Source organism: Saccharothrix sp. HUAS TT1, assembly GCF_040744945.1.
Lineage (GTDB): Bacteria > Actinomycetota > Actinomycetes > Mycobacteriales > Pseudonocardiaceae > Actinosynnema.
This window is the reverse complement of sequence record NZ_CP160453.1, coordinates 8,415,113-8,437,531: the sequence shown is the minus strand read 5'-3', so window position 1 is coordinate 8,437,531 and position 22,419 is coordinate 8,415,113. Positions and strand designations below refer to the sequence as shown.

The window sequence follows — 22,419 nt, the reverse complement described above, 5'->3', positions numbered from 1 at the left end:
GAGCGACGACTTCGACGTGATCGTGATCGGCGGCGGACCGGTGGGCGAGAACGCCGCCGCCCGGACCGCCGCCGGCGGGCTGCGCACCGCCCTGGTGGAGGCCGAACGCCTCGGCGGCGAGTGCTCGTACTGGGCCTGCATGCCGAGCAAGGCGCTGCTGCGCCCGGGCCACGCGCTCGCCGCCGCCCGCCGGGTGCCCGGCGTGCCGGTCGGCGACCGGCTCGACCCGGCGGAGGTGCTGAAGCGGCGCAACGGCTTCACCTCCGACTGGGACGACGCGGGCCAGGTCGAGTGGGCCGAGGGCGCCGGGCTGGTGGTGGTGCGCGGTCGGGGTCGACTGGCGGGTGAGCGCCGGGTCGACGTCGACGGGCGCGTGCTGACCGCGTCCAAGGCGGTCGTGGTGTGCACCGGCAGCGTGCCGCGCGTCCCGTCGCTGCCCGGCCTGTCCGACGTGCCGTACTGGACGTCCCGCGAGGCCACCTCGGCGCAGGAGGCGCCCTCGTCGTTGGTGGTGCTCGGCGGTGGCGTGGTCGGCGTCGAGATGGCCCAGGCGTGGGCCCGGCTCGGCTCCGACGTGACGCTGGTCGTGTCCGGCGACCGGCCGCTGCCGAAGTTCGAGGCGTTCGCCGGCGACCTGGTCGCCGACGGGCTGCGCGAGGACGGCGTGCGGATCGTCTCCGGCGTCAAGGCGACCGGTGTGTCCCAAGCGGACGGGCGCGTGTCGTTGCGGCTGTCCGACGGGACGTCGGTGTCGGGCGCGCACCTGCTGGTCGCGACCGGCCGGCAGCCGGCGACGTTCGACCTCGGGGTGGAGCGGTTCGGGTTCACCGCGGGCGAGGCGCTGGAGGTGGCCGACACCGGCCGGGTGTCCGGAGTGGACTGGCTGTACGCGGCGGGCGACGTCACCGGGCGCGCGCTGCTGACGCACCAGGGCAAGTACGCGGCGCGCGCGGTCGGCACGGCGATCGTGAGCGGCGCCGTCGACCCGGAGCCGTGGACGGTGGCCGTGGCCACCGCCGACCACACGGCGGTGCCGCAGGTCGTGTTCACCGACCCCGAGGTGGCGTCGGTGGGGTGGACCGAGGCGCAGGCGCGCGAGGCCGGGCTGGAGATTCGGGTCGTCGACCTGGACATCGCGGTGGCCGGGTCGTCGCTGCACGCCGACGGGTACCGGGGCAAGGCGCGGATGATCGTGGACGAGCGGAAGCGGACCCTCGTCGGCGTCACCTTCGCCGGGCCGGACGTCGCCGAGATGATCCACGCGGCGACGATCGCGATCGTGGGCGGGGTGACGGTCGACCGGCTGTGGCACGCGGTGCCGGCGTACCCGACGATCAGCGAGGTGTGGCTGCGCCTGCTGGAGGCGTACGGGCTCTGAGGTGCATGTGCGCCAACGGTTTTTGACGCTGCGTATACGTGGTGTCAGCGGACCGTGTGCCGGTTGCGCCGACTGAACCATCGGGCGCGGGGCCATAGGGCGTCTTAACCCAGAAGTGCGGCTTCAGCTGTTTACACTGCGGGATGTGACCAGGACAACGGTGGTACTGGCGAGTGGCGCGGTGCTCTGGTGCGCCTTCGTCATCGCCACCACGTTCGTGCCGACCGGACCGTCCTGGCCGCCTGCCGCGGTGCACCTGCCGGGGTTCCTGGTCCTCCCCGTGGTGCTGCACACCCTGTTCCGCGCGCGGTCGAGCGCGTTGCTGTGCCTGGCCCACGTGCCGAAGCCGGTGCTGTTCACCGGGTTCGGGATCGCGGTGGGCGGGTGGTTGTTCTCGTTCGGCGTGATCACCGGGAAACCGGGCACGGAGATGTTGTGCGCGGTGGCCGGGTTGGTGATCGTGCTGCACGTGGCGTTCGGGTTGATCGGGGTGGGGATGGTGCGGACCGGGCGTTGACCCGGGGCCCGATGGCCCAGGGGTTGGACGGCCCGGGGGTACGGTCACTGCTGGGAAGCGGGGAGCCTCGCGGCCTGCTCGGCGATCTTGGCGAGGATCGGGTCGGCCGGGTCGGACTCGCCGTCGGCCCACACGACCTGGGTGATCCGCAGTTGGGCCGCCTTCGGCGCGACGCGGATGACCGAGCGGTCGAACGACGCGGGGCCGCCCTCCCAGTTCCGGCCCTCCTTGACCAGCGTGGTGATGCCGCCCGCGCCCGCCTTCGACGCGATCGCGTGCAACTCGGCGGCGCGGGTGGCGTCGGGCAGGTTCAGCTCGGCGATCGCCACCCCGGCCCGGCGACCGTCCACTGTGGTCTCGTACTGCGCGCGGCGCAGCTGCATGCACACGTGCCCGGACAGCCACGCCTGGACGTCGCCGAACGCGTGCCCGTCGCAGTCGTCGGTCCGGTCCGCGCCGCGCGGCGAGAAGCTGCGGCCGTCCACGACGACGGTGGTCGGCTGCGGGGTCGGGGTGGTGGAGGTGGAGCTGTCGGCGGTGTCCCCGGAGGACAGCGAGGCGATCAGGGCGATGATCAGCAGCACGGCCACGACGACACCGGCGACGTAGGGCAGCAGCCTGCGGGCGGTCGAAGGCCGGGCGGTGGTGACCTTCGGCAGCAGCATGGTGCTGGCCGACGCCAGGTCGGCCGCCGCGTCGGAGAAGCCCTCGGCGATCAGGTGCTGGCGGGCGGGTGGCGCGCCGGTCGGCGCGAGCACGGCGACCAGCTTGGCGGCGTGGTCGGCCGAGCAGGGCCGGTCGCTGGTGGCCAGTTCCCGCGCGGCGGCCAGGAGGGTCGTCGGCTTGGGGTGCAGGACGCGGACGCCGCGGTTCAGGTCGACGGTCGGCTGCACGACCTGGCCGACGTACGGGCCGACGGCCACGACGGTGGTCACCGGCAGCGGCTCGCCGCGCATGTCCTGGATGCGGCGGGCGACGGCGGTGGTGGCTTCGAGCGCTTCGGCGGCCGGGCTCGTCGCGCCGTCGGCGCTGCTGAGCGGCCAGCCGTCGATCCGCCACTGGCCGTTGAGCGGGGCTTCCAGCCGCATCGCCGGGTCCGGCAGGTCGACGCCGACGACCACGAGCACGCCGCGGGGCAGGACGATCACGGCGTCGAGGTCGCGCGGGGAGTCCGGCGGTCGCACGCCGAGCAGCGCGACGCCGCCGAGCACGGAGTCGCCGATGCCCCACGTGCTCAGCGCGGCGCGCACGTCGGCGCCCACCGCCGAGGGTTCGGTCCCGAGTCGGATCAGCCGCACGATCGGACACGTTAGCGTTGCGGGGGTTCGGCCGGTCGGGCGCACCGGGGGAGGCGGCGGAGCGGTGACCACCGTCACCCGAGGGGGCGGTGCGGGGGATGACGATGTTATTGATCACGTGACCGTGTCCGGGTGATCTCGGAAAGTCACCTGGCGGCGCGGTAGCCGGTGGTCGGGTCGTCGTTTTGGGGTCGAAAGTCCTGTATCTGACCCGCCTGGGTGAGGAACGCGATGGTTCTTATGGCGGACCGGTGCGACAACGGGCAGAATGACCATGTCGGGAATTCACAAGATCACCGCATCCTCGAGAGGTCGTAGGGGAAGACGTCCCTCGTCGAGTAGCGGAGGTCAGCTGTGAGCACCCGTGGCAGCACCAGTGGCGTGGTCTACGTCCACTCGTCGCCGTCTGCGGTCTGTCCGCACGTCGAGTGGGCGATCTCGGGCACCCTCGGCGAGCGAGCGGACCTCAAGTGGGCGGCCCAGCCAGCGGCGCCGGGGCAGTTGCGCGCCGAGTGCAACTGGACCGGCGAAGCCGGCACCGGGGCCAGACTCGTGTCCGCGCTCAGGGCGTGGCCGATGCTCAGGTTCGAGGTGACGGAGGACCCGAGCCCTGGCGTGGACGGCACGCGGTACTGCTTCGCGCCCGTGCTGGGTTTGTGGCACGCGCGGACCAGCGCCAACGGCGACATCGTCGTGTCGGAGGACCAGCTGCGCGCGTTGGCAGCGCGCAGTCGGGGCGGTGAGTCGTTCGCGCACGGCGTGGACGAGATCCTGGGCGCGGCCTGGGACGACGCCCTGGAGCCGTTCCGACGAGCCGGTGACGGCGCCCCCGTCACCTGGCTCCACCGCGTCGGCTGACCGCGAGCCGCCCCCTCCCCTCCCGCGTGTCGAACCCTCACGTCCCGCGTGTCCTACGTTCGGGACGCGAGAGTCCTACGTTCAGGGTGCGAGAGTCCTACGTTCGGGAGTCCTGAGTTCTACGTTCAGGGCGGTGGTTGGGTCCGGTTCGATTTGACATGGGGCCCTTACGGGCACCCTATGCAGGCCAAAGCCGGCAGGCCCGGCGGGGAAGAGCGTCCCGCCAGGCCTGCCGGCTTCGTCCAGCCTATGGCACCCGAACCCATGTCAAATCGAACCTCGGTGGGTGGGCGGCGGGTCCGATGTGGTGAGGGTTGGTCAGGTGGTGGAGGTTGGTGCGGGTTGCCAGGCGGCCATGAGGTCTTTGTAGAGCGGTGAGGTGGCAAGTAGGTCGGTGTGGTTGCCCAGGAGGGGTGGGCCGCCGTCCATCAGCAGGACGAGGTCTGCTCGCAGGGCTGAGGAGAGGCGGTGGGCGATGACGATCAGGGTGCCGCCGCGGGCGGCGAAGGCTTGTTCGACAGTGGCTTCGGCGGCGGGGTCCAGGGCGGAGGCGGCTTCGTCGAGGATCACGACGGTGGCTTGCGAGGCGTAGACGCGGGCGGCGGCCAGTAGTTGGGATTCGCCGCCTGAGAGGCCGTTGCCGGAGTGGCCCACGGTGCCCGCGAGGCCGCCCAGTCTGGTGACGAGGTCGGAGGCACCGACCGCTTCGACGGCGCGCAGGAGGGTGGCGTCGGAGGCGGTGGGGGCGAAGAGGGCCAGGTTTTCCCTGACCGTGCCGGTGAAGAGGTAGGTCTCCTGGGGCACCAGGGCGATCTGGTCGTGGCGGATCTCCGGCTTGAGCGATCGCACGGGGACGCCGCCGAAGCGGACGGTTCCGGTCTGGGGTTCCACCATGCCGGTCACCAGGCCGGCCAGGGTGGACTTGCCGATGCCGCTGGGGCCGATGACGGCCAGGTGGGTGCCCGCCGGGAGGGTCAGGTCGAGCGATCGCACCACGGGTTCGGCGGTGGGGCTCCAGCCGAACGTCACGTCGCGCAGTTCCAGCTCGGCGCCCTCGGGGGTTCCGTCGCCGGTCGGCGGTTCGATCGGTGGCGCGGCTTCCGCGAGCCGGCGCAGGGCCACGACCAGGCGCAGGACGACGGTGCTGGTCGTGTCGGCGAGGCGGCGCAGGGCGGGTTGGACGCTGGTGCTCAGGTAGACGATGGCGCCGAGGACTTCGCCGACGGTCAACGTGCCCGCGCGCACCATCGCCGGCGCGAGCAAGAGCAGCAGGACGATGGGGGCGAACCCGCCCAGGGCGATGACGACGCCGCGCAGCGCGGTGGCGTAGGCCATCCGCACGGTGGCGGACGCCTGGCGCTCCACCTGTGCCATCACGTCGTGCAGCGCGTGGTCCGCACCGCCGGCGGCCGTTACGTCGCGCACGCCCAGGAAGACGGTGCCGGCCACGGCGGCGGCGTCCTCGTCGGCCATGACCAGGTGGCGTTGGCGGCGGGCCAGGGAGGGGAGGAGGAGGCCGAAGAGGACCAACGCGGCGATCACCGGCAGGACCACGAGCCAGGCCAGCGAGGAGACCGTGGTGGCGAGGCCGATGAGGGCGGCGGTGGTGGTGACCAGCAGGGCGCGGGCCTGCACCAGGACGCCGGCGGTGGCGTCGCGGACGACTTCGACGTGGCGGGTGATCCTGGCGACGGCGCTGGCGTCCGGTTGGCGGGTTTGGGAGCCGGCGTGCAGGACGCCGCGCACGACTTCGCGCACCAAGGAGTCGCGCAGCGGCTCCACTACGGCTCCCAGGCGCATGAAGACCTGGCGCAGGCCGAAGCCGCCGAGGACCGCTACAGCCGCGAAGACCAGCAGCCAGGTGATGCCGACGCCGGGCCTGCCGGCGGCGAAGCCCTGGTCGACGGCCATCCCCACCAGCCGTCCCGACAGCAGGGCCGGGATGCCCTCCAGGACCGACCAGCCGAGCAGGACCACGATGCCGCGTCGCTGCTCGCGCAAGGCGCGCAGGTAGGTCATCAGCCGAACACCGCCCGGTACTCGTCGTCGTCCCACAGCTCGGCGTGCGGCCCCACTTTCCGCACCCGCCCGTCGTCCAACCAGACGACGACGTCCGCACGTCGGGCGGTGGCGGCGCGGTGGGTCACCACGACCCTCGTCCGGCCCGGCAGGGCGGACTCCACCGCACGCTCCACAGTGGACTCGGTGACCATGTCGAGGCTCGCGGTGGCGTCGTCCAGCACCAGGACGGCCGGGTCGCGGACGAACGCGCGGGCCAGGCCGAGGCGTTGGGCCTCGCCGCCGGACATCGGGGCGGTCGCCATGGGCGTGTCGTAGCCCTGCGGCAACCGCACGACGACGTCGTGCACCTGGGCGGCCCGGCAGGCGGCTTCCACGTCGGCGCGGTCGAGGGTGGTGCCGTAGCGGACGGCGTCGGCGACGGTGGTGCCCACCAGCGCCGGGCGTTCGAACGCGTACCCGACGGAGCCGCCCCGGCGGACCTCGCCGGTGGTCGGTCGGACCAGGCCGCCGATCACGGAGGCCAGCGCGGACTTGCCCGAGCCGGACCGGCCGACGACGGCCACGAAGGTCCCGGTCGGCACGGTGAGGTCGACGTCGTGGAGGGCGCCGGGGACGTTCACGGCGGCCAGCACGACTTCGCCGGACTTCGCGTAGCCCGGCCGCTCCTGCGGCGGCACGGGGGTCGCGAGCACTTCCTCGAGGCGTCGGGCGGACGCGCGGGCGCGTTGGAGGGCGGTCAGCAGGGTCGTCTGCCCGACCACCGACATGCCCAGCGCCGCGTAACCGAGGGCGGCGAGGACGTCGCCGACGCTCAACCGGCCCGCCATCACGCCGAAACCGGCGGCGGTGAGCACGGCCAGTTCCACGGCGGGCAGCAGCAGGCCGGCCCGCCAGATCATCCTGGCCTGCGTGGTCCACATGCCGACGCCGGCGGCGGTGAGGCGGGACAGCGGGCGCAGGACCCGGTCCGCCTCCTGGTCCGCTCGGCCGGACGCGGCGATCGTGCGCAGCCCGCCGACCGCGTCCACCAGTCGCGCGGACAACTCGCCGGACACCTCCTGGTAGGTCGCCACGTCGGCGGCGGTGAGGCGCAGGTGCGAGCGCACCAGCAGCGCGGCCAGGGGGACGCTCACCAGGAACACCGCGGCGAGCCGCCAGTCCAGCAGGGCCAGCGCGGTGATCGCGCCGACGGCGGTGAGCGCGGAGATCCCGAGGTTCACCGCGAGGACGGTGATGCCGCCGGCGATCGCGCTGTCGCCGGTCAGCCTGCTCACCGCGTCACCGGGCTCGAACCTGGCCGGGTGGCCCAGCTCCAGCAGGTGCGAGGTCAGCTTGCGCCGCAGGAACACGGCGCCGCGGGCGGTGATCGCCGCGGCGAGGATGACGCCGATCGCGTCACCGAGGACTTCCACGCCCGCCAGGCCGACCAGCCACAGCACGGTGCCGCTGTCCAGCCGGCCGTTCAGCGCCATGTCGACCGCCGAGGCGAGCGCGGTGGGCAGCAGCAGCCCGGCCAGGGTGGCGGGCAGGGCGTTCAACGCCAGCAGCACCCACCTGAGGTCGTGCCGCACCACGGCCAGCAACATGGTCCCGGGCTCCTATGCGATTGCCGTGGTCGGGCGCATCATGTGTGCGGGGGTCCGACGGCGTGCCGTCGGACCCCCGCTTGGCCGGGTGAGCGGCGCACTTCGCCTGCGCCGCTCACCCGGACCGCGTGAAGACCTGTCAGCAGAGGACCAGGCTGACGGTCGAGTGGCTGCAGGGGAGCAGCAGGGAGGCGTTGGAGGCCGTGGTGCTGCCGCCGCCGCCGCTGCTGCCGCCGCTCGCCATGGCGTTGGACTGGGCCTCGGGGGTCTCGAGGTCCTGGAGGTCGAGGATGAAGTCCATGGTGACTCCTCATTCGGGGGATTGGAAAGGGTTACTGCTACCGGCCGGTGAGGGCCGGGGCTGTGAGGAACGGCAGCACGGGTGTGCCGTTCAGCGAGCCGAGCGCCAGCAGCACGCCCGCGCTGCCGGTGTCGACGTCCATCGAGAGCCGCCGCAACTGGATGCCGGGGAACGCCAGGCCCTCCTGGTAGGGCACGGCGTGCCAGGCCAGCGCGGCGAGGTGCCGGTCGATCGCCTCCGGTGACCCGCCCGCGTGGACGAGGGTCGCCAGCAGACCTGCCCGACCGAGCATGAGCGCCGGTTGGATCACGAACTCGCCGGTCGCGCTGCCGACCAGTTCCGGCAGCCGTTCGACGACCGGCAGGTCCGGCGCGGCGAGGCGGAACTCGTTGAGCACCAGGGCGATGCCCGCGCTGCCCACGCCGACGTACGGCAGGGTGCGGAAGTTGCCGTCCCGGACCTGGGTCGAGCCGTCCAGCGCGGTCATCGTCTCGGCCAGGTCCCGCTCCAGCGCCCGGGCGCCGAGGTCGAGCCAGCGGCGGTCGTCGGTGTGCTGGAACAGCCGCAGGAACAGCAGCGCCGGGCCGGACCAGCCGTGCTCGAAGCCGGCCCGCGCCTTCGGTCCGGGCGGCTCGGCCTCGGCGAGCGCGGTGTCCAGCCGCTCGCCCAGCGCCAGCGCCTGGTCGGCGTAGGTCTCGTCGTCGCGGGTGCCCGCGAAGTGCAGCAGGTTCAGGCCGATGCCGGCCAGGCCCGCCTTGAGGCTGTGGTCCTGCGTGTCGGGCACCATCTGCCCGTAGGAGCGGACCAGCTCCTCGGCCAGGTCGTGGTGGCCGAAGTTCTCCAGCACGTGGGCGATGCCGTGACCGCCGGTGTAGAAGCCGGGCTCCTTCGGTGGGTCGCGGCGCACCGCGTCCAGCAGCCACTGCTCGTGGTCGGGGAACCGGCCCATGCCGGTGACGTCCAACGCGTGCAGCACGCCCGCGGCGCCGTAGCCGAACCCCGCGCCGCCGATCTCGAACTGCTCCACGTCGCCGGGGAACAGCCGGTCCGCGCGCTGGGGCGTGGCGCTGGCCAGGATGCCCGCCGCGATCGACTTGCGCACCACGTCCCAGTCCGGCTCCGGCACGTCCAGCGCGGTCGTCGTCGGGCCGGTCGGCACGTCGACGCGCGAGGTCAGGACGTCGAGGATCCTGGCGCAGTACTCGTCGGACAGGCCGAACCGCCGCTGGATGAAGTCGACGTGGGCGCGCAGCTTCACCGGCGCCAGCTCGATCACCGCGTTGAGCGGCAGGAAGACGTAGAGGCGCAGCGCGGCCATCGCGTGCTCGTCGATCTCGAACCCGGAGCGGTCCGGCGGCGCCTGGAAACCGGGCGCGCCGAGCGTGGGCCTGCGGTTCTCCTCGATGCCGAACGCCAGCTCGAAGTCGATCAGCGACACCGCGTCGTCGTCGTCCACCAGGACGTTGAGCGGGTGCAGGTCGGTGAAGACGACACCGCGCTCGTGCACCGCGGCCATGATCCGCTCGACGTCGGCGATCAGCTTCAGCGCGCGCTCGGTGTAGGCGGTGATGTCGTCGTCGGTGACCACGTGGTGGGTCAGCGGGTAGTTGTGGCCGAGCCACTGGCCGAGCGGGCGGCCGGGCACCCGCTCCATGGCCATGAACTCGTGCTCCCACGCGGTGAAGTGCTCGTGCACCTCGGGCACGCCGGGCACCCCGGCCACCCTGGTCAGCATCTCGTGCTCGCGGCGCAGGCGGGCCACGGCGTCGACGTTCTCCCGGTCCAGGCCCGCGTGCGGCCTGGCCTCCTTGAGCACGACCTCGCGGCCGTCGGACTTGCGCACGGCCTCGTACACGCCGCCGCCGTTGGAGAAGTGCAGCGACTGGACCACGCGGTAGGGGAACTCGTCGGCGGAGCCGGCGCGGCGCGCGGCCAGGTGCTCGTCCAGGCACGCGGGCAGCTTCACCCAGTCCGGCACCCAGAACGTCGGCTTGCGCTGGTCGGGCACGAGCGCGCCGTCCGGGCCCTCGATGGCCAGCACGCGCTTGCCGTCCCGCTCCAGCCACTGCTCGACGAATCCGCCGTAGCGGACGAACAGGGGACCGGCGCCATAGCGGAGGTCGCTGAGGATGTACGCGCCCGATTGGCCTTTCAAGACCTCGGACAACTCGGTCAGCGTCGATTCGAGTTCGGCGTCGTCGGCCGGGTAGATCGTGATGAGCTTGCCGCTGCCCTCGCGTGGCGCGTACTTCGAGTTGCGGGCCAGCACGATCGACCGGGTGCGCAGGTACTTGAACGGGATGCGGCGCGCGATCAGGTACTCGTAGGACTTGAGCAGCACGTCGCCCGCGTTCAGCACGGTCGCCGAAACGTGCACCTTCCAGCCCTGGCGGGGCAGTTCCACCCCGTCGGGGTGGAGGTGCCGCCAGATGTTGCGGTCGCCTTGCCGCCAACCGTCCGGCAACGGGGGAAGCACCTGCGAGAAATCGTCTTCGGCGGTTTCCGCGTGGCTTTGCACGTCGTAGAACAGACGGTCCGCGAAGCAGTAGGCCTCATAGCGGAGGTCCACGGGTTTTCGCCTCCTCGCGATTTTTCCGACCGGAATATTTCCGCACGGCAACCTCTGAGAAGCCAATCCACCATTTCGGGGGCGCTCTGCGTCCGTTCGTGCGAGTAGCTGTTCGTCGGATCTGCACTGCACGTACCTATAGGACCAAGAGAGTCACCCGAACGCGAGGTTTGAGCGCGCCGGTGAGGGGAAACCGACCACTCGGTCAGCCTAAACGAAACGCGATCGTTCTTCGCATTCTAGCGGCTCGACCTGCGGTTATATCGGGAGACCGCTGTATTGCGGGTTACATCACTGACGGTGTCCCACCAGGTGGTCGGACGGACTGGTCGCAATTCGGGACGCGGTTGACCCGCAATATGGTGGGAATGGGGTGGTTGCTTCACAACGGAACTATTGGCAGTGGCTATGCCGCCCGGTCAAACCGCAAAGTGCGGGTGATCTGCTACACCGTCCGGGTGATTACCCGCGCGTAGTGGCGCTGTGGCACGCTCCAGGTGTGTCCGCACGTCTGCTGCTGCCCGTCGTGCTCGTGGTCGCCGCCGCCACGGCGGGTGTCGGCGTGCTGGCTCGCGAGGTCTACCAGCGACCGGCGCTGGCCCAGGGCGACCAGATCGCCGGACCCGATTCGGGGCCGTCCAGCTCCGTGCCGCGCAGCGCGCAGCCGGGTGGCGGGACGGTGCAGCTGAGCATCGACGCGTCGCAGCACCCCGACAACCAGCGCGTGCGGGACGTGTTCCAGCAGTTCTTCGACGCGATCAACAGCCACGACTACGAGGCGTGGGCCAGGACGGTGACCGCGCACCGGGTCGGCCAGACGCCGAGGTCGCGGTGGCTGTCGGACTACGAGAGCAGCCGCGACGGGTCGATCGTGGTGCACCGGATCGAGTCGGTCACGCCGACCAGGCTGCGGGTGCTGATGACGTTCACCAGCACGCAGGACGTGGCCAAGGCGCCCGCCGAGCTCCAGGCCGACTGCATCCACTGGCGCGTCGTCTACCCGTTGCAGGAGGAGCGCGGGGCGCTCCGGGTTGACCTGGGCACCGAGGGCTCGACCTCCCAGTTCACCGCCTGCTGAACGTAGGACACGCGTGGGCTGGAGGTACGACTCTCGCGAGAGTCCTACGTTCAGGACGCGAGAGTCCTGCGTTCAGGAGGGGTGAGTTGAACGTTCGGACATGGCGGTGGGGTCGCCCCCCGACAGAGCGACCCCACCGAAGACTCGGCCGCTACAGCGGGATGTTGCCGTGCGCGCCGCGGCCGGCGGGGGCCGCGGCGAGGGCCCGGGCCAGTGCCCGGCGGGTTCGGGTGGGGTCGACGACCTCGTCCACGACGCCGATCGCGATCGCCCGGTCCACGCCGCCGGCGATCCGCTCGTGCTCCCGCACCAACTCGGCGTGCAGCGCCTCGCGCTCCTCGTCGGGCACGGCCGCGAGCTTCCTGCGGTGCAGGATGCCCACCGCGGCCCCCGCACCCATCACGGCCACCTCCGCCTCCGGCCACGCGAACACCGCCGTGGCGCCCAGCGACCGCGAGTTCATCGCGATGTAGGCCCCGCCGTAGGACTTGCGCGTCACCAGCGTCACCCGCGGCACGACGGCCTCGCCGAAGGCGTGCAGCAGCTTCGCGCCCCGCCGCACCACCCCGTCCCACTCCTGCCCCACCCCGGGCAGATACCCCGGCACGTCCACCAGCACCAGCAACGGCACCCCGAACGCGTCGCACATCCGCACGAACCGCGCCGCCTTCTCCGCCGACAACGAGTCCAGGCAGCCGCCCTTGCGGATCGGGTTGTTCGCGATCACCCCCACCGCGCGCCCGCCCAACCGGCCCAGGCCGACCACGACGTTGGGCGCCCACCGCGCCTGCAACTCCTCCAACGAGTCCTCGTCCAGGATCGCCCGCACCAGCGGCTTGACGTCGTAGGCCCGCCGCGGCCGGTCCGGCAGCAACGCCCGCAGGTCCTCCCCGTCGGGCACCGACTGCAGGTCGAACACCCCCGGCCGGGCGAACAGCCCGGTGATCCGCCGCGCCCGCAGGTAGGCGTCGGGCTCGTCCTCGGCCACCACGTGCACCACACCGGACCTGCGCCCGTGCGCCTCCGCCCCGCCCAGACCGTCCATGTCGATCCGCTCGCCGGTCACCGACCGCACCACGTCCGGCCCGGTCACGAACACCTTCCCGGCCGGGGCCATCACGACCACGTCGGTCAACGCCGGCCCGTACGCGCCGCCGCCGGCGGCGGGGCCGACCACGACCGAGACCTGCGGCACCCGCCCCGAGGCCCGGATCATCGCCGCGAACATCCGGCCCATGCCGTCCAGCGACTCCACCCCCTCCGGCAGCCTCGCGCCGCCGGAGTGCCACACCCCGATCACCGGGACGCGCTCACGCACCGCGGTGTCGATCGCCTCCACGATGTGCCCACACCCCTGTGACCCCAACGCGCCACCCATCCGCGTGGCATCACTGCAGTAGGCCACGACCCTCGCGCCGTCGATGCGTCCCCGCACCGCGAACATGCCGCTGTCATCACGCGGACGCAGCGGCACGATCGAACCGGGGTCGAGCAGCTGCGCCAACCGGAACTCCGGATCGCGCGGATCGGTCTCGCCGTCCGCCTCCGGGCTCACCGGTGGGGACGCCAGGGCAGTCATCGCGAAGCTCCTCGTGTGGACGTTCGGGGGTGGTCAGGCTTGGGTGAAGACGAGCGAGACGTTGTGCCCGCCGAACCCGAACGAGTTGTTGACCGCCGCGATCAGGTCGATCTTGCGCGGCTCACCCGTGACGACCTCCAGCTGCACCCTCGGGTCCTGCTCCTGCAGGTTCAGCGTCGGCGGCACGATGCCGTCGCGGACCGACAGCAGCGTGGTGATCGCCTCCACCGCGCCCGAGGCGCCCAGCAGGTGCCCGTGGTTGCCCTTGGGCGCGGTCAGCACGGCGTGCTCACCGATCGCCCGGCGCACGGCCTGCGGCTCGATCACGTCGCCCACCGGGGTGGACGTCGCGTGGCAGTTGACGTGGCCGACGTCGGCCGGGTCGACGCCCGCGGTGCGGATCGCCTTCGTGATGGCCCGGGACTGGCCGATGCCCTCCGGGTCGGCCGCGGTGATGTGGTGGCCGTCGGAGGTGGTGCCGATGCCCGCGAGCTTGCCGTAGATCCGCGCGCCGCGGGCGCGGGCGAAGTCCTCGCGCTCCAGCACCAGGATGCCGGCGCCCTCGCCGAGCACGAACCCGTCCCGGTGGACGTCGAACGGCCGCGAGGCGGCTTCCGGGTCGTCGTTGCGGGTGCTCATGGTCCGGGCCTGGATGAAGCCGGCCATGGTGATGGTGGTGATGCACGCCTCCGCGCCACCGGCCACGACCACGTCCGCCTCGCCCGACTTCAGCATCCGGTACGCCCAGGCCAGCGCCTCGGCGCCGGACGCGCAGGCCGACACCGGCGCGTGCACGCCCGCGCGCGCCTTCAGGTCCAGGCCGACGTGCGCGGCCGGGCCGTTCGGCATGAGCATCGGCACGGTCAGCGGCGACACCTTGCGCAGGCCGGACGCCTCGATCAGGTCGTCCTGGTCCAGCAGCGTCATCGCGCCGCCGATGCCGGTGCCCACCACGACACCGAGCCGTTCGGGGTCGACGTCGTCCTCGCCGAACCCGGCGTCCGCCCACGCCTGGCGCGCGGCGACCACGGCGACCTGCTCGCAGCGGTCCAGCCGGCGGGCCTCGACGCGCGGCAGCACCTCGGTCGGCTCGACCGCGAGCGGCGCGCCGATCTTGACCGGCAGTTCGAAGCGCTCGACGAAGTCGGCCGTCAGGGTGCGCACACCGCTGCGGCCGGCCAGGAGCGCGTCCCAGGTGGAGGCGACATCGCCACCGAGCGGGGTGGTGGCACCCAGCCCGGTGACGACGACGTCGTTGCTACTGGTCATGCGTTGCTGGCGATGTAGTTGACCGCATCGCCCACGGTCTTGAGGTTGGCCAGCTCGTCGTCCGGGATCTTCACGCCGAACTTGTCCTCGGCCTGCACGGCGATCTCCACCATGGACAGCGAGTCGATGTCCAGGTCGTCCACAAAGGACTTGTCAACCGTCACGTCGGCCGCCTCGACACCGGCGACCTCCTCGACGATCTCGGCGAGCCCCTTCTGGATGTCCTCGTTGCTCACTGAAAATCCCTTCCTTCTTCTTGCTCAACCGGCTGGTTGGTCCCACCGGGGTCTGGGGTTGCGGTCACGGCAGCCGGACGACCTGTCCCGCGTAGGACAGGCCGGCGCCGAAGCCGACGAGCAGCGCCACGTCGCCGCTGCGCACCTCTCCCGCCGCGCGCATGTGGTCCAGCGCGAGCGGGATCGAAGCGGACGAGGTGTTGCCGGATTCCACGATGTCACGCGCGATCACCAGGTCTTCACGGGCGCCCTTGGCGCGCAACCGCTTCGCGATGGCCTCGATGATCCGCAGGTTCGCCTGGTGCGGCACGAAGACGTCCACGTCGGACACCTGCAGACCGGCCAGCTCGATCGCCTTGAGCGCGATCGGGGCGATCTGCGTGGTCGCCCAGCGGAAGACCGACTGGCCCTCCTGGAAGATGGACGAGTGCCGGTCGGCGACGTGGATCATGTCCACCAGGTCGCCCGCGCTGCCCCACGACACCGGGCCGATGCCCGGCTCGTCGGCCGGTCCGACGACCGCCGCGCCCGCGCCGTCGGCGAAGATGATCGCGGTGGACCGGTCGTCGGGGTCGACCCAGTCGGTCAGCTTCTCCGCGCCGATGACCAGCACGTGCTCCGCGGTGCCGCCGCGGACCAGGTCGGACGCGGTGCCCAGGGCGTAGCAGAAGCCCGCGCACGCGGCGTTGAGGTCGAACGCGGCCGCGGCCTTGATCCCGATCCGGTGGGCGACCTGCGCCGCCGCGTTGGGGATCTGGGACGGCATGGTGCAGGTGGCCACGATGACCGCGCCGATGTCCGACGGGGTGAGCCCGGCGTCGGCGACGGCCTTGGCGCCCGCCTCGATCGCCATGTCGACCAACCGCTCGTCCGGCTTGGCCACCCGGCGGTTGGCGATGCCGACCCGGTCGCGGATCCACTCGTCGGAGGTGTCCATCCGCAGGCTGAGGTCGTGGTTGCTGACGATGGTCTCGGGCTGGTAGCTGCCCAGGCCGAGGATGCGGGTGCCCGCCGCGCTCGCGGGGACCGAGAAGGTGCTCACTCGGCCACCCCCGCGGGTGTCGCGGCGATCTTCTCGACGGCCTGGTCGAGCTGGTCCGGGGTCTTGAGGCCCAAGGTGGGTGTGCCCTTCAGTTCGCGCTTGGCCAGGCCGGTCAGCGCGCCCGCGGGCGGCAGTTCCACCACCGCGGTCACGGCGTGGCCGGCCAGGGTTGCCTGGCAGGCGTCCCACCGCACGGGGCGGGTCACCTGGGAGATCAGTCGGCCCAGCACCTCGGCGCCGTCGGTCACCACCGCGCCGTCGGCGTTGGACAGCAGCGGCAGCGCGGGGTCCGAGACCGCGATCCCGGCGGCACGGGCGCGCAGCGCCTCTTCGGCGGGCGCCATGAACCTGGTGTGGAAGGCGCCCGCGACCTGCAGCTTGCGGATCTTGGCCCGGGACGGCGGGGCCTCGACCAGTTCGTCCAGCGCGTCCAGCGGGCCCGCGGCCACGATCTGGCCCGCGCCGTTGCGGTTCGCGCCGACCAGGCCGAGGTCGTCCAGCCGGGCCAGCACCTCGTCCTCCTCGCCGCCGAGCACCGCGGCCATGCCGGTCGGCGCCAGCGCGCAGGCGGCGGCCATCTCGGCGCCGCGCACGGCGGCGAGCGCCACGGCGTCGTCGCTGCTCAGCACGCCCGCGATGGCGGCGGCGGCCAGCTCGCCGACGGAGTGGCCGGCGATGATCGTGTCGGCGGGCAGCTCGACCCGGCGGCGCAGCTCCTCGAACGCGAGCAGCGCGAGGGCGACGACCAGCGGCTGGGTGACGGCGGTGTCCTTGATCTCGTCCGCGTCGGCCTCGGTGCCCAGCCGGACGAGGTCGAGCCCGGTCGCCTCGGACCACGCGCCGACGCGCTCGGCAGCACCGTCGAGGGCGAGCCACGGGGTGAGCATGCCGGGTGTCTGGGAGCCCTGTCCGGGGGCGAGGAGCGCGATCACGCGTTCACTGAACACGCTTCCGGCGGCTTGACGTGATGCCGCCACTGACGAAACGAGGGACCCAGCGTTGTAGGGTCTCTACAAATGTGACCCGTAGATGAACGTAGAACGACGTCACGCGTTGTCGATGCTGCCCCAAATCGGACATGCGTCTTCCGTCACACCCGGTCGTGATCGCCCGGTCGGGTCACCACAGACCGCGAGCGCGGGCCAGCCTGCCCACGGAGAGTGCGACGCGCAGCACCAGAGCGTCACGGGGGTCGTTGGCGTTGCGCCCGGTCAGCTCGGTGGCCCGCTTGAGCCGGTAGCGGACCGTGTTCGGGTGCACGAACAGCTTCCGCGCGCACGCCTCCAGCACGCCGCCCACCTCCAGGAACCCGTCCACCGTCTCCAGCAGCGCGCCGCCCGCCTCCTCCAGCGGCCGGGCCACCCGGTCCACCAGCTGCCACTCCGCCTCCGGGTCGCCCGCCAGCGCCCGCTCCGGCAGCAGGTCCAGCGACCGCACCGGCCGCGGCGCGGCGGGCCACCCCACCACCGCGCGCAGCCCGGACAGCGCGTCGCCCGCGCTGCGGTGCGCGTCGCCCAGGCTGGTCACGGTCGGCCCGGCCACCACCGGACCCGGCCCGAACGCGTCGGAGATCCGGACCAGCGCCTCGCCGCGCTGGGTCTCACCGCCCAGCACCACGACCAGCCGCGAGCCCTGCACGCTCAGCAGCACCGGCCGGCCGATCCGGGCCGCCCGGCTGCGCACCTCGAACACCACCGCGGGCGGGTCGTCCGACGGCGGGTTGCCCACCAGCACGGTCGCCTCCGCCGCCGGGTCCCAGCCCAGCGCGGTCGCCCGCGACAGCAGCGACTCCTCCCCGTCGCCACGAACGATGCCGTCGACCACCAACGCCTCCAGCCGGGCGTCCCACGCGCCGCGCGCCTCGGCCGCCGCCGCGTACGAGGTGGCCGCCGAGAACGCGATCTCCCGGCCGTACCGCAGCACGCCCTCGTTCAGCAGCGCGCGCTCGGCCTCGTTCTCGGCCAGCCTCGGCAGCAACTGCTCGAACAGCTCCAGCGCGATCCGCACCAGCTCCACGGTCTGCCGCAGGCTCACCCAGCGGGAGATGTCCTTGGGCGCGGAGCGGAACGCCTCGGCGGTCAGCCGGATCGCCTGCTGCGGGTCGTGCAGCCAGGACACGAACCCGGAGACGCCGTTCTGGATCAGCAGCTGCACCCCGGCCCGCTGGTCGGCGGGCATCCGCCGGAACCAGGGCAGGCGCTCCTCCATCTCGGCCACGCTCGCCGCGGCCAGGTCGCCCGACGCCCGTCGCAGCGCTCGCAAGGTGGCCCGCGACAACGCGGTTGAGCTGGTCATACCCACCACGATCGCACGGGCTCGGAAGGTCGACACCAACGAGTGACACATCAGGACGCTCCGCGCCGATCGTCCTACGGTCGGTGGCGTTCGTGACCGGCTCGTTCGGGGAGGGTGCTCGTGCGCAGGTACATGTCAGTCGGCCTGGTGGTGGCCGCCGTGCTCGCGACGGCGGCGGTGCCGTCGTTCGGGTCGGCGCGCAGCGATCCGCTCGCGGAGTTCCACGCGCAGCCCATCACCTGGACGCCGTGCAAGCAGCTCCTGGAGTGCGCCGAGCTGGTGCTGCCGCTGGACTACGCGCGACCGGAGGCCGAGCGGATCTCGCTGGTGATCAGCCGCAAGAAGGCGACCGACCCGGCGCGCAGGCGCGGCGTCCTGCTGCTCAACCCCGGCGGTCCGGGCGGTTCGGGCCTGGGCATGCCGCTGTTCCTGGCGGGCAGCGAGCCCGCCAAGGTCTACGACCTGATCGGGTTCGACCCGCGCGGGGTCGGCAGCTCGACCGCGCTCACCTGCCGCACGGTCCCGGAACTGGCCACCCTCGACACCCGACCGGCTGATTCCGAGTTCCCGAAGTGGGCCGCCGAGGCGCACGCCGCCGAGGACGCCTGCCAGCGCGCGGCGGGCGGCATCCGGCAGTTCGTCAACACCGCGAACACCGCGCGGGACATGGACGTGGTGCGGGCGGTGCTGGGCGAGGACAAGCTCAACTACCTGGGCTACTCCTACGGCACCTACCTGGGCGCGGTGTACGGCAGCCTGTTCCCGTCGAGGCTGGACCGCAGCGTGCTCGACTCGTCCGTGCACCCGGAGTGGATCTGGCGCGAGCAGTTCCGGCAGCAGGCGGTGGCGCTGCGGCGCAACGTCGACCTGTGGGCGGCCTGGGTCGCGCAGCACCACGACCGGTTCACCCTCGGCGCGACCCCCGACGCGGTGCTGGCCACCGTCGAGGGCGTCGCGACGGCCCTCGCGGCGAAGCCGGTCGGCACCCAGAGCCGCACCCGGTTCGACGCGGCGGTCGGCGTCGGCGCGCGCTACCGTCCACTGTGGGCGGACCTGGCCACCACGGTGGCCGACCTGCAGACGGGCGTGACGTCCGAGGCGAGCGCGCTGATGGCCGGCGAGGCGCACGACGACCTGGTGTCCGGCGTGTTCAACACGGTCCGGTGCGAGGCCGACTGGCCGACCGACATGGAGACGTACTACGAGGACATGAGGGTCTTCCGGGACCGCTACCCGTACGGCTTCGGCCTGCTCCGGGTGGCGCCGACGACCTGCGCGTTCCGCACGTTCACCCCGCCCGAGCCACCGGTGGAGCTGAAGCGGGACGGCTACCCGATCGGCGTGGTCGTGCAGGCCGAGGGCGACACGCAGACCCAGTACGAGGGCGGCCCGGCCATGGCCGAACGGCTCAGGCACAACCTGGTCACCGTGCTGGACGAGGGCAAGCACGGCATCTACGGCAGCGGCAACGCGTGCGTCGACCGGGCCGTCAACCGCTACCTGGTGCACGGCGTGCTGCCGCCCAGCAGCTCCACCTGCCCCGGCGACGCGCGGCCCGAGGTCGGCCAGGGCACGGCGCTGCAGCAGTCGCAGACCACGGCCCAGCACGTGCAGACCTACCTGGACGGCCGGGGGTTGTCCGCGCTGCCGTGAACCGTGGCACGGCACGCGAAAACGCCCGGCGCGAGAACATCGCGCCGGGCGTTTCCCTCTCCCCGGTCCCCACCGGTGATTCCACTCTGGACCGCCGGCGCGAGAACCGCCACGTCAGTCACCCTTTCGTGCCACCACTTCAGGTTGCCGGGTGATGCGCCCTGAGAAACGATCCCGATCAGAAGCGAAAACGGAGGAGGGGTGTCGTGGGCTCCCAGATCACCGACGGACTCGGGCAGGCGTGGGCGATGGTGGCCACGTTCGTCCCGAAGCTCCTGGGCTTCCTGCTCGTCCTGCTCATCGGCTGGCTGATCGCCAAGGCCCTGGCGAAGGCGGTGGGCTTCCTGCTCAAGCGGGTCGGCTTCGACCGCCTGGTGGAGCGCTCCGGCCTGGGCGGTGCGATGGCGAAGTCGCCGATCGACGCCTCCGGCCTGATCGTCAAGCTGGTGTACTACTTCGTGCTGCTGATCGCGCTGCAGCTCGCGTTCGGCGTGTTCGGCACCGGCAACGCGGTCAGCGCCCTGCTCAACGACGTGATCGCGTACCTGCCCCGGATCGTCGTGGCCATCGTGCTGGTCCTGGTCGCCGCGGCCATCGGCAAGGCGGTGCGCGGACTGGTCACCGGCGCGCTGGGCCAGCGGCCCTACACCAGGATGCTGGGCACCATCACCTACGGCTTCATCGTCGCGCTCGGCGTGATCGCCGCGCTGAACCAGCTGGGCATCGCGGTCGCGGTCACCATGCCGGTCCTGATCACGGTGTTGGCCACGCTCGCCGGCGTGATCGTGATCGGCGTCGGCGGCGGTCTGGTGCGGCCGATGCAGCAGCGCTGGGAGGGCTGGCTCAACCGCATCCAGCAGGAGTCGGCCGACCTCGCGCCCGCGCCGCGCCGCTCGCAGGAACCGGTGACGGCGGCGGCCCGCGCGGCCAGGCAGGGACCGGTGGACCCCCCGACGCCGCCGGCCGGCACGCGGATGCCACCCGCCGGCGGGCGCTGACCCACCGGGACCCCCGAGACGGCCCATCCCCCGAGCCGAGGTGCGTTCGCCTGTGACGCGTGTGGCGAGCGCACCGCGGAGGCCGAGGTGCGTCCGCCTGTGACGCGCGTGGCAGGCGCACCGCGGAAACCGACAGGCCCCCGCCCGGCACCACGGGCAGGGGCCTGTCACCTCTTCAAGGGGTCAGTCCAGCCCGGCCAGCACGTCCGCCCAGCTCACGTAGGCGAACCCGGTGGCGGGCAGGCCGCCGGGGGCCGGCGTCCGCTCGCCGTCGTGCACGACCAGCAGCCCGCGCCGGTAGCCCGGCCCGAGGTCGGCGGTCACCAGGTGCGCGCCGTCGGAGTGCTCGACCGAGTCGTTGCCCCGGCCGCGGCCCACCGCGAACCCGCCGACGTGCCGGTTGCGGCCGGTGCGCTCGTAGACCACGAACCGCGAGTCGCCCTGGCTGGACGCGACCAGGTACCCGTCGCCGACGGTCAGCCCCTCGGCGTCGGCGGTCAGGTGCTCGCCGCCGAAGCCGGGGTCGGCGCCGGAGACCGCGCACTCGTCGGCGACGGGGTCGTAGGTCTGCGGCACGCCGAACGACCGCACCTCGTCGATCAGCACGGGCTCGCCGAACCCGCCCGCCCGCAGCGGCACCCGCCAGATGCCGACGTCCTCCTGCGCCGCGTACAGCACGCCGTGCGCCGAGTCGACCACCATGCCCTCCAGCTGGGGCCGCTCGCCCGGCTCGCCGCACGGCGTCCACGAGGTCCCGTCCGGCAGCCGGAACGTCGACGGCAGGTCCAGGGTCGCCACCACCGACGTGCCGACCGAGCCCGCCGGACCGGCCGTCACGCGCAGCAGCGCCAACCGGGTCTCGCCGCGCCGGTTGGTCACGACCACCGGCGTCCGCCCGACGAACCCGGTCGCCAACCCGTACGCCGTGCGCTGGTCGTCCACCTCCTCCTCCGACGCGGAGAACACCGGTCGCGCGCCGGGGTCGGTCACGTCGCGCACGACCGCCGCGCCCGCCGCCGCGCCGCGGTGGTCGAGCTCGTAGACCCGGATCCGGTCCCGACCGCGGTCGCTGACGAACGCCAGGTCGCGCGCCCGCCCGCCGACCGGGACCCGGCTCAGCACGTCGACGTTGTTGAACCGGCCGGGCTTGGCGTCCGGCGTCGGCGGCACGGGCGCCGGGTAGGCGCCCAAGGTCCGGCCGGCCAGGTCGAACGCGGCCAGCCCGCCCTCCTTCAGCGTGCCGAGCACGACGCTCTGCCGGGCCGAGCGCGGGTGCGCCCAGATCGCCGGGTCGTCGGCGTCGGCGTTGGCGGGCGACGCGGACGCGTCGTCCACGAACGCGCGGGTCTGGGCGACGGGCGCCACCACGGCGGGCGCCACCGCGGCGGGACCGGGCGAGGGGTGCCCGGGAGAGGAACCGAGGAGCAGCGGCGCCACCGCGACCGCGAGCAGGATTCGCATTCGGCGGAAGCTACCGAGCCCCGGTGTACCCGGGCTGAAGTCGCGGTGACGTCCCGCCCGCGGGTTCTCGGTTCTTGCGGATGTGTGCCATCGCTCACCCCAGGAACAGGTCGGCGGTCCATGATGTTCGGACGCGATGAAAGACATGCGCTCCGGGGCTCGGTGGAAATCCGAACCGGCGGTGACAGCCCGCGACCCGCCCACCAGGGCGGTTGACCCGGTGGAACTCCGGGGCCGACGGTGAAAGTCCGGATGGGAGGCGCGCGTCGCGTCTGCTCG

18 protein-coding genes and 1 riboswitch are annotated in these 22,419 nt (G+C 72.6%); of the genes, 6 read left to right on the top strand and 12 right to left on the bottom strand.

Annotation, left to right across the window (positions count from 1 at the left end; translation table 11 throughout):
- Window positions 1-16: 16 nt before the first annotated feature.
- Together AB0F89_RS37005 and AB0F89_RS37000 are read left to right on the top strand one after the other, a co-directional pair.
- Complete coding sequence (locus tag AB0F89_RS37005; RefSeq protein WP_367139164.1) at window positions 17-1,378, top strand: NAD(P)/FAD-dependent oxidoreductase; 1,362 nt, start codon at window positions 17-19, stop codon at window positions 1,376-1,378.
- A gap of 145 nt (window positions 1,379-1,523) precedes the next feature.
- Window positions 1,524-1,895, top strand: a complete 372-nt coding sequence (locus AB0F89_RS37000; RefSeq protein WP_367131102.1) for a hypothetical protein — start codon at window positions 1,524-1,526, stop codon at window positions 1,893-1,895.
- Window positions 1,896-1,939: 44 nt separating this feature from the next.
- Here the strand turns inward: AB0F89_RS37000 and AB0F89_RS36995 are convergent, their stop codons facing one another.
- Window positions 1,940-3,193 carry a hypothetical protein gene (locus AB0F89_RS36995; protein WP_367131100.1) on the bottom strand — a complete coding sequence of 418 codons (1,254 nt, stop codon included), beginning with the start codon at window positions 3,191-3,193 and terminating at the stop codon, window positions 1,940-1,942.
- A gap of 354 nt (window positions 3,194-3,547) precedes the next feature.
- Here AB0F89_RS36995 and AB0F89_RS36990 point away from each other — a divergent pair, with 354 nt between their 5' ends.
- Window positions 3,548-4,051 (top strand): DUF3145 domain-containing protein, encoded by a 504-nt coding sequence (locus AB0F89_RS36990; protein ID WP_367131098.1) that lies wholly within the window; start codon window positions 3,548-3,550, stop codon window positions 4,049-4,051.
- A 318-nt stretch (window positions 4,052-4,369) separates the two neighbouring features.
- Here AB0F89_RS36990 and AB0F89_RS36985 read toward each other — a convergent pair whose 3' ends face one another.
- The 4 genes from AB0F89_RS36985 to lanKC all read right to left on the bottom strand — a co-directional run bounded on the left by AB0F89_RS36985 (window position 4,370) and on the right by lanKC (window position 10,529).
- Complete coding sequence (locus tag AB0F89_RS36985) at window positions 4,370-6,070, bottom strand: ABC transporter ATP-binding protein (RefSeq protein WP_367131096.1); 1,701 nt, start codon at window positions 6,068-6,070, stop codon at window positions 4,370-4,372.
- The gene (locus tag AB0F89_RS36980; RefSeq protein WP_367131095.1) at window positions 6,070-7,659 is read right to left on the bottom strand and encodes an ABC transporter ATP-binding protein; all 1,590 of its coding nucleotides are present in this window, start codon (window positions 7,657-7,659) and stop codon (window positions 6,070-6,072) included. The genes AB0F89_RS36985 and AB0F89_RS36980 overlap by 1 nt, the downstream gene beginning before the upstream one ends.
- Before the next feature lie 139 nt (window positions 7,660-7,798).
- Entirely contained in the window at window positions 7,799-7,960 is a 162-nt protein-coding gene (locus AB0F89_RS36975; protein ID WP_233820216.1) for a SapB/AmfS family lanthipeptide, read from the bottom strand.
- A gap of 37 nt (window positions 7,961-7,997) precedes the next feature.
- Window positions 7,998-10,529, bottom strand: a complete 2,532-nt coding sequence (gene lanKC / locus AB0F89_RS36970; RefSeq protein ID WP_367131093.1) for a class III lanthionine synthetase LanKC — start codon at window positions 10,527-10,529, stop codon at window positions 7,998-8,000.
- 499 nt (window positions 10,530-11,028) lie between these two features.
- Between lanKC and AB0F89_RS36965 the strand changes: the two genes are divergently transcribed.
- A complete protein-coding gene (locus AB0F89_RS36965; RefSeq protein WP_367131091.1) occupies window positions 11,029-11,607 on the top strand; it encodes a hypothetical protein in 579 nt (192 codons plus the stop codon).
- 151 nt (window positions 11,608-11,758) lie between these two features.
- Here AB0F89_RS36965 and AB0F89_RS36960 read toward each other — a convergent pair whose 3' ends face one another.
- The 6 genes from AB0F89_RS36960 to AB0F89_RS36935 form a co-directional block, all read right to left on the bottom strand.
- Window positions 11,759-13,186 (bottom strand): acyl-CoA carboxylase subunit beta, encoded by a 1,428-nt coding sequence (locus tag AB0F89_RS36960; RefSeq protein ID WP_367131089.1) that lies wholly within the window; start codon window positions 13,184-13,186, stop codon window positions 11,759-11,761.
- 33 nt (window positions 13,187-13,219) lie between these two features.
- On the bottom strand, window positions 13,220-14,455 hold the full coding sequence (locus tag AB0F89_RS36955) for a beta-ketoacyl synthase (RefSeq protein WP_367131087.1): 1,236 nt from the start codon (window positions 14,453-14,455) through the stop codon (window positions 13,220-13,222).
- On the bottom strand, window positions 14,452-14,691 hold the full coding sequence (locus tag AB0F89_RS36950) for an acyl carrier protein (RefSeq protein ID WP_033437259.1): 240 nt from the start codon (window positions 14,689-14,691) through the stop codon (window positions 14,452-14,454). Before AB0F89_RS36950 ends, AB0F89_RS36955 begins: the two co-directional genes overlap by 4 nt.
- A gap of 64 nt (window positions 14,692-14,755) precedes the next feature.
- Complete coding sequence (locus AB0F89_RS36945) at window positions 14,756-15,733, bottom strand: beta-ketoacyl-ACP synthase III (RefSeq protein WP_367131085.1); 978 nt, start codon at window positions 15,731-15,733, stop codon at window positions 14,756-14,758.
- Window positions 15,730-16,665 carry an ACP S-malonyltransferase gene (locus AB0F89_RS36940; RefSeq protein ID WP_367131083.1) on the bottom strand — a complete coding sequence of 312 codons (936 nt, stop codon included), beginning with the start codon at window positions 16,663-16,665 and terminating at the stop codon, window positions 15,730-15,732. Before AB0F89_RS36940 ends, AB0F89_RS36945 begins: the two co-directional genes overlap by 4 nt.
- 187 nt (window positions 16,666-16,852) lie before the next feature.
- Entirely contained in the window at window positions 16,853-18,028 is a 1,176-nt protein-coding gene (locus tag AB0F89_RS36935) for a PucR family transcriptional regulator (protein ID WP_367131081.1), read from the bottom strand.
- A gap of 120 nt (window positions 18,029-18,148) precedes the next feature.
- Here AB0F89_RS36935 and AB0F89_RS36930 point away from each other — a divergent pair, with 120 nt between their 5' ends.
- Together AB0F89_RS36930 and AB0F89_RS36925 are read left to right on the top strand one after the other, a co-directional pair.
- Window positions 18,149-19,681: an alpha/beta hydrolase gene (locus AB0F89_RS36930; protein WP_367131079.1), complete on the top strand. Its 1,533-nt coding sequence runs from the start codon at window positions 18,149-18,151 to the stop codon at window positions 19,679-19,681.
- Between the two features lie 206 nt (window positions 19,682-19,887).
- The gene (locus tag AB0F89_RS36925) at window positions 19,888-20,679 is read left to right on the top strand and encodes a hypothetical protein (protein ID WP_367131077.1); all 792 of its coding nucleotides are present in this window, start codon (window positions 19,888-19,890) and stop codon (window positions 20,677-20,679) included.
- Between the two features lie 183 nt (window positions 20,680-20,862).
- On the opposite strand, the gene AB0F89_RS36920 is transcribed toward AB0F89_RS36925, so the two are convergent.
- Complete coding sequence (locus AB0F89_RS36920; protein WP_367131076.1) at window positions 20,863-22,140, bottom strand: phytase; 1,278 nt, start codon at window positions 22,138-22,140, stop codon at window positions 20,863-20,865.
- Window positions 22,141-22,284: 144 nt separating this feature from the next.
- Window positions 22,285-22,408, top strand: a riboswitch (FMN riboswitch).
- Window positions 22,409-22,419 lie beyond the last annotated feature (11 nt).

Excerpts from the sequence above, each read along its gene's own strand:
- AB0F89_RS36985 (WP_367131096.1), bottom strand. The coding sequence starts at position 6,070 with ATGACCTACCTGCGCGCCTTGCGCGAGCAGCGACGCGGCATCGTGGTC.
- AB0F89_RS36980 (WP_367131095.1), bottom strand. The coding sequence starts at position 7,659 with ATGTTGCTGGCCGTGGTGCGGCACGACCTCAGGTGGGTGCTGCTGGCG.
- AB0F89_RS36975 (WP_233820216.1), bottom strand. The coding sequence starts at position 7,960 with ATGGACTTCATCCTCGACCTCCAGGACCTCGAGACCCCCGAGGCCCAG.
- AB0F89_RS36960 (WP_367131089.1), bottom strand. The coding sequence starts at position 13,186 with ATGACTGCCCTGGCGTCCCCACCGGTGAGCCCGGAGGCGGACGGCGAG.
- AB0F89_RS36955 (WP_367131087.1), bottom strand. The coding sequence starts at position 14,455 with ATGACCAGTAGCAACGACGTCGTCGTCACCGGGCTGGGTGCCACCACC.
- AB0F89_RS36935 (WP_367131081.1), bottom strand. The coding sequence starts at position 18,028 with ATGACCAGCTCAACCGCGTTGTCGCGGGCCACCTTGCGAGCGCTGCGA.
- AB0F89_RS36920 (WP_367131076.1), bottom strand. The coding sequence starts at position 22,140 with ATGCGAATCCTGCTCGCGGTCGCGGTGGCGCCGCTGCTCCTCGGTTCC.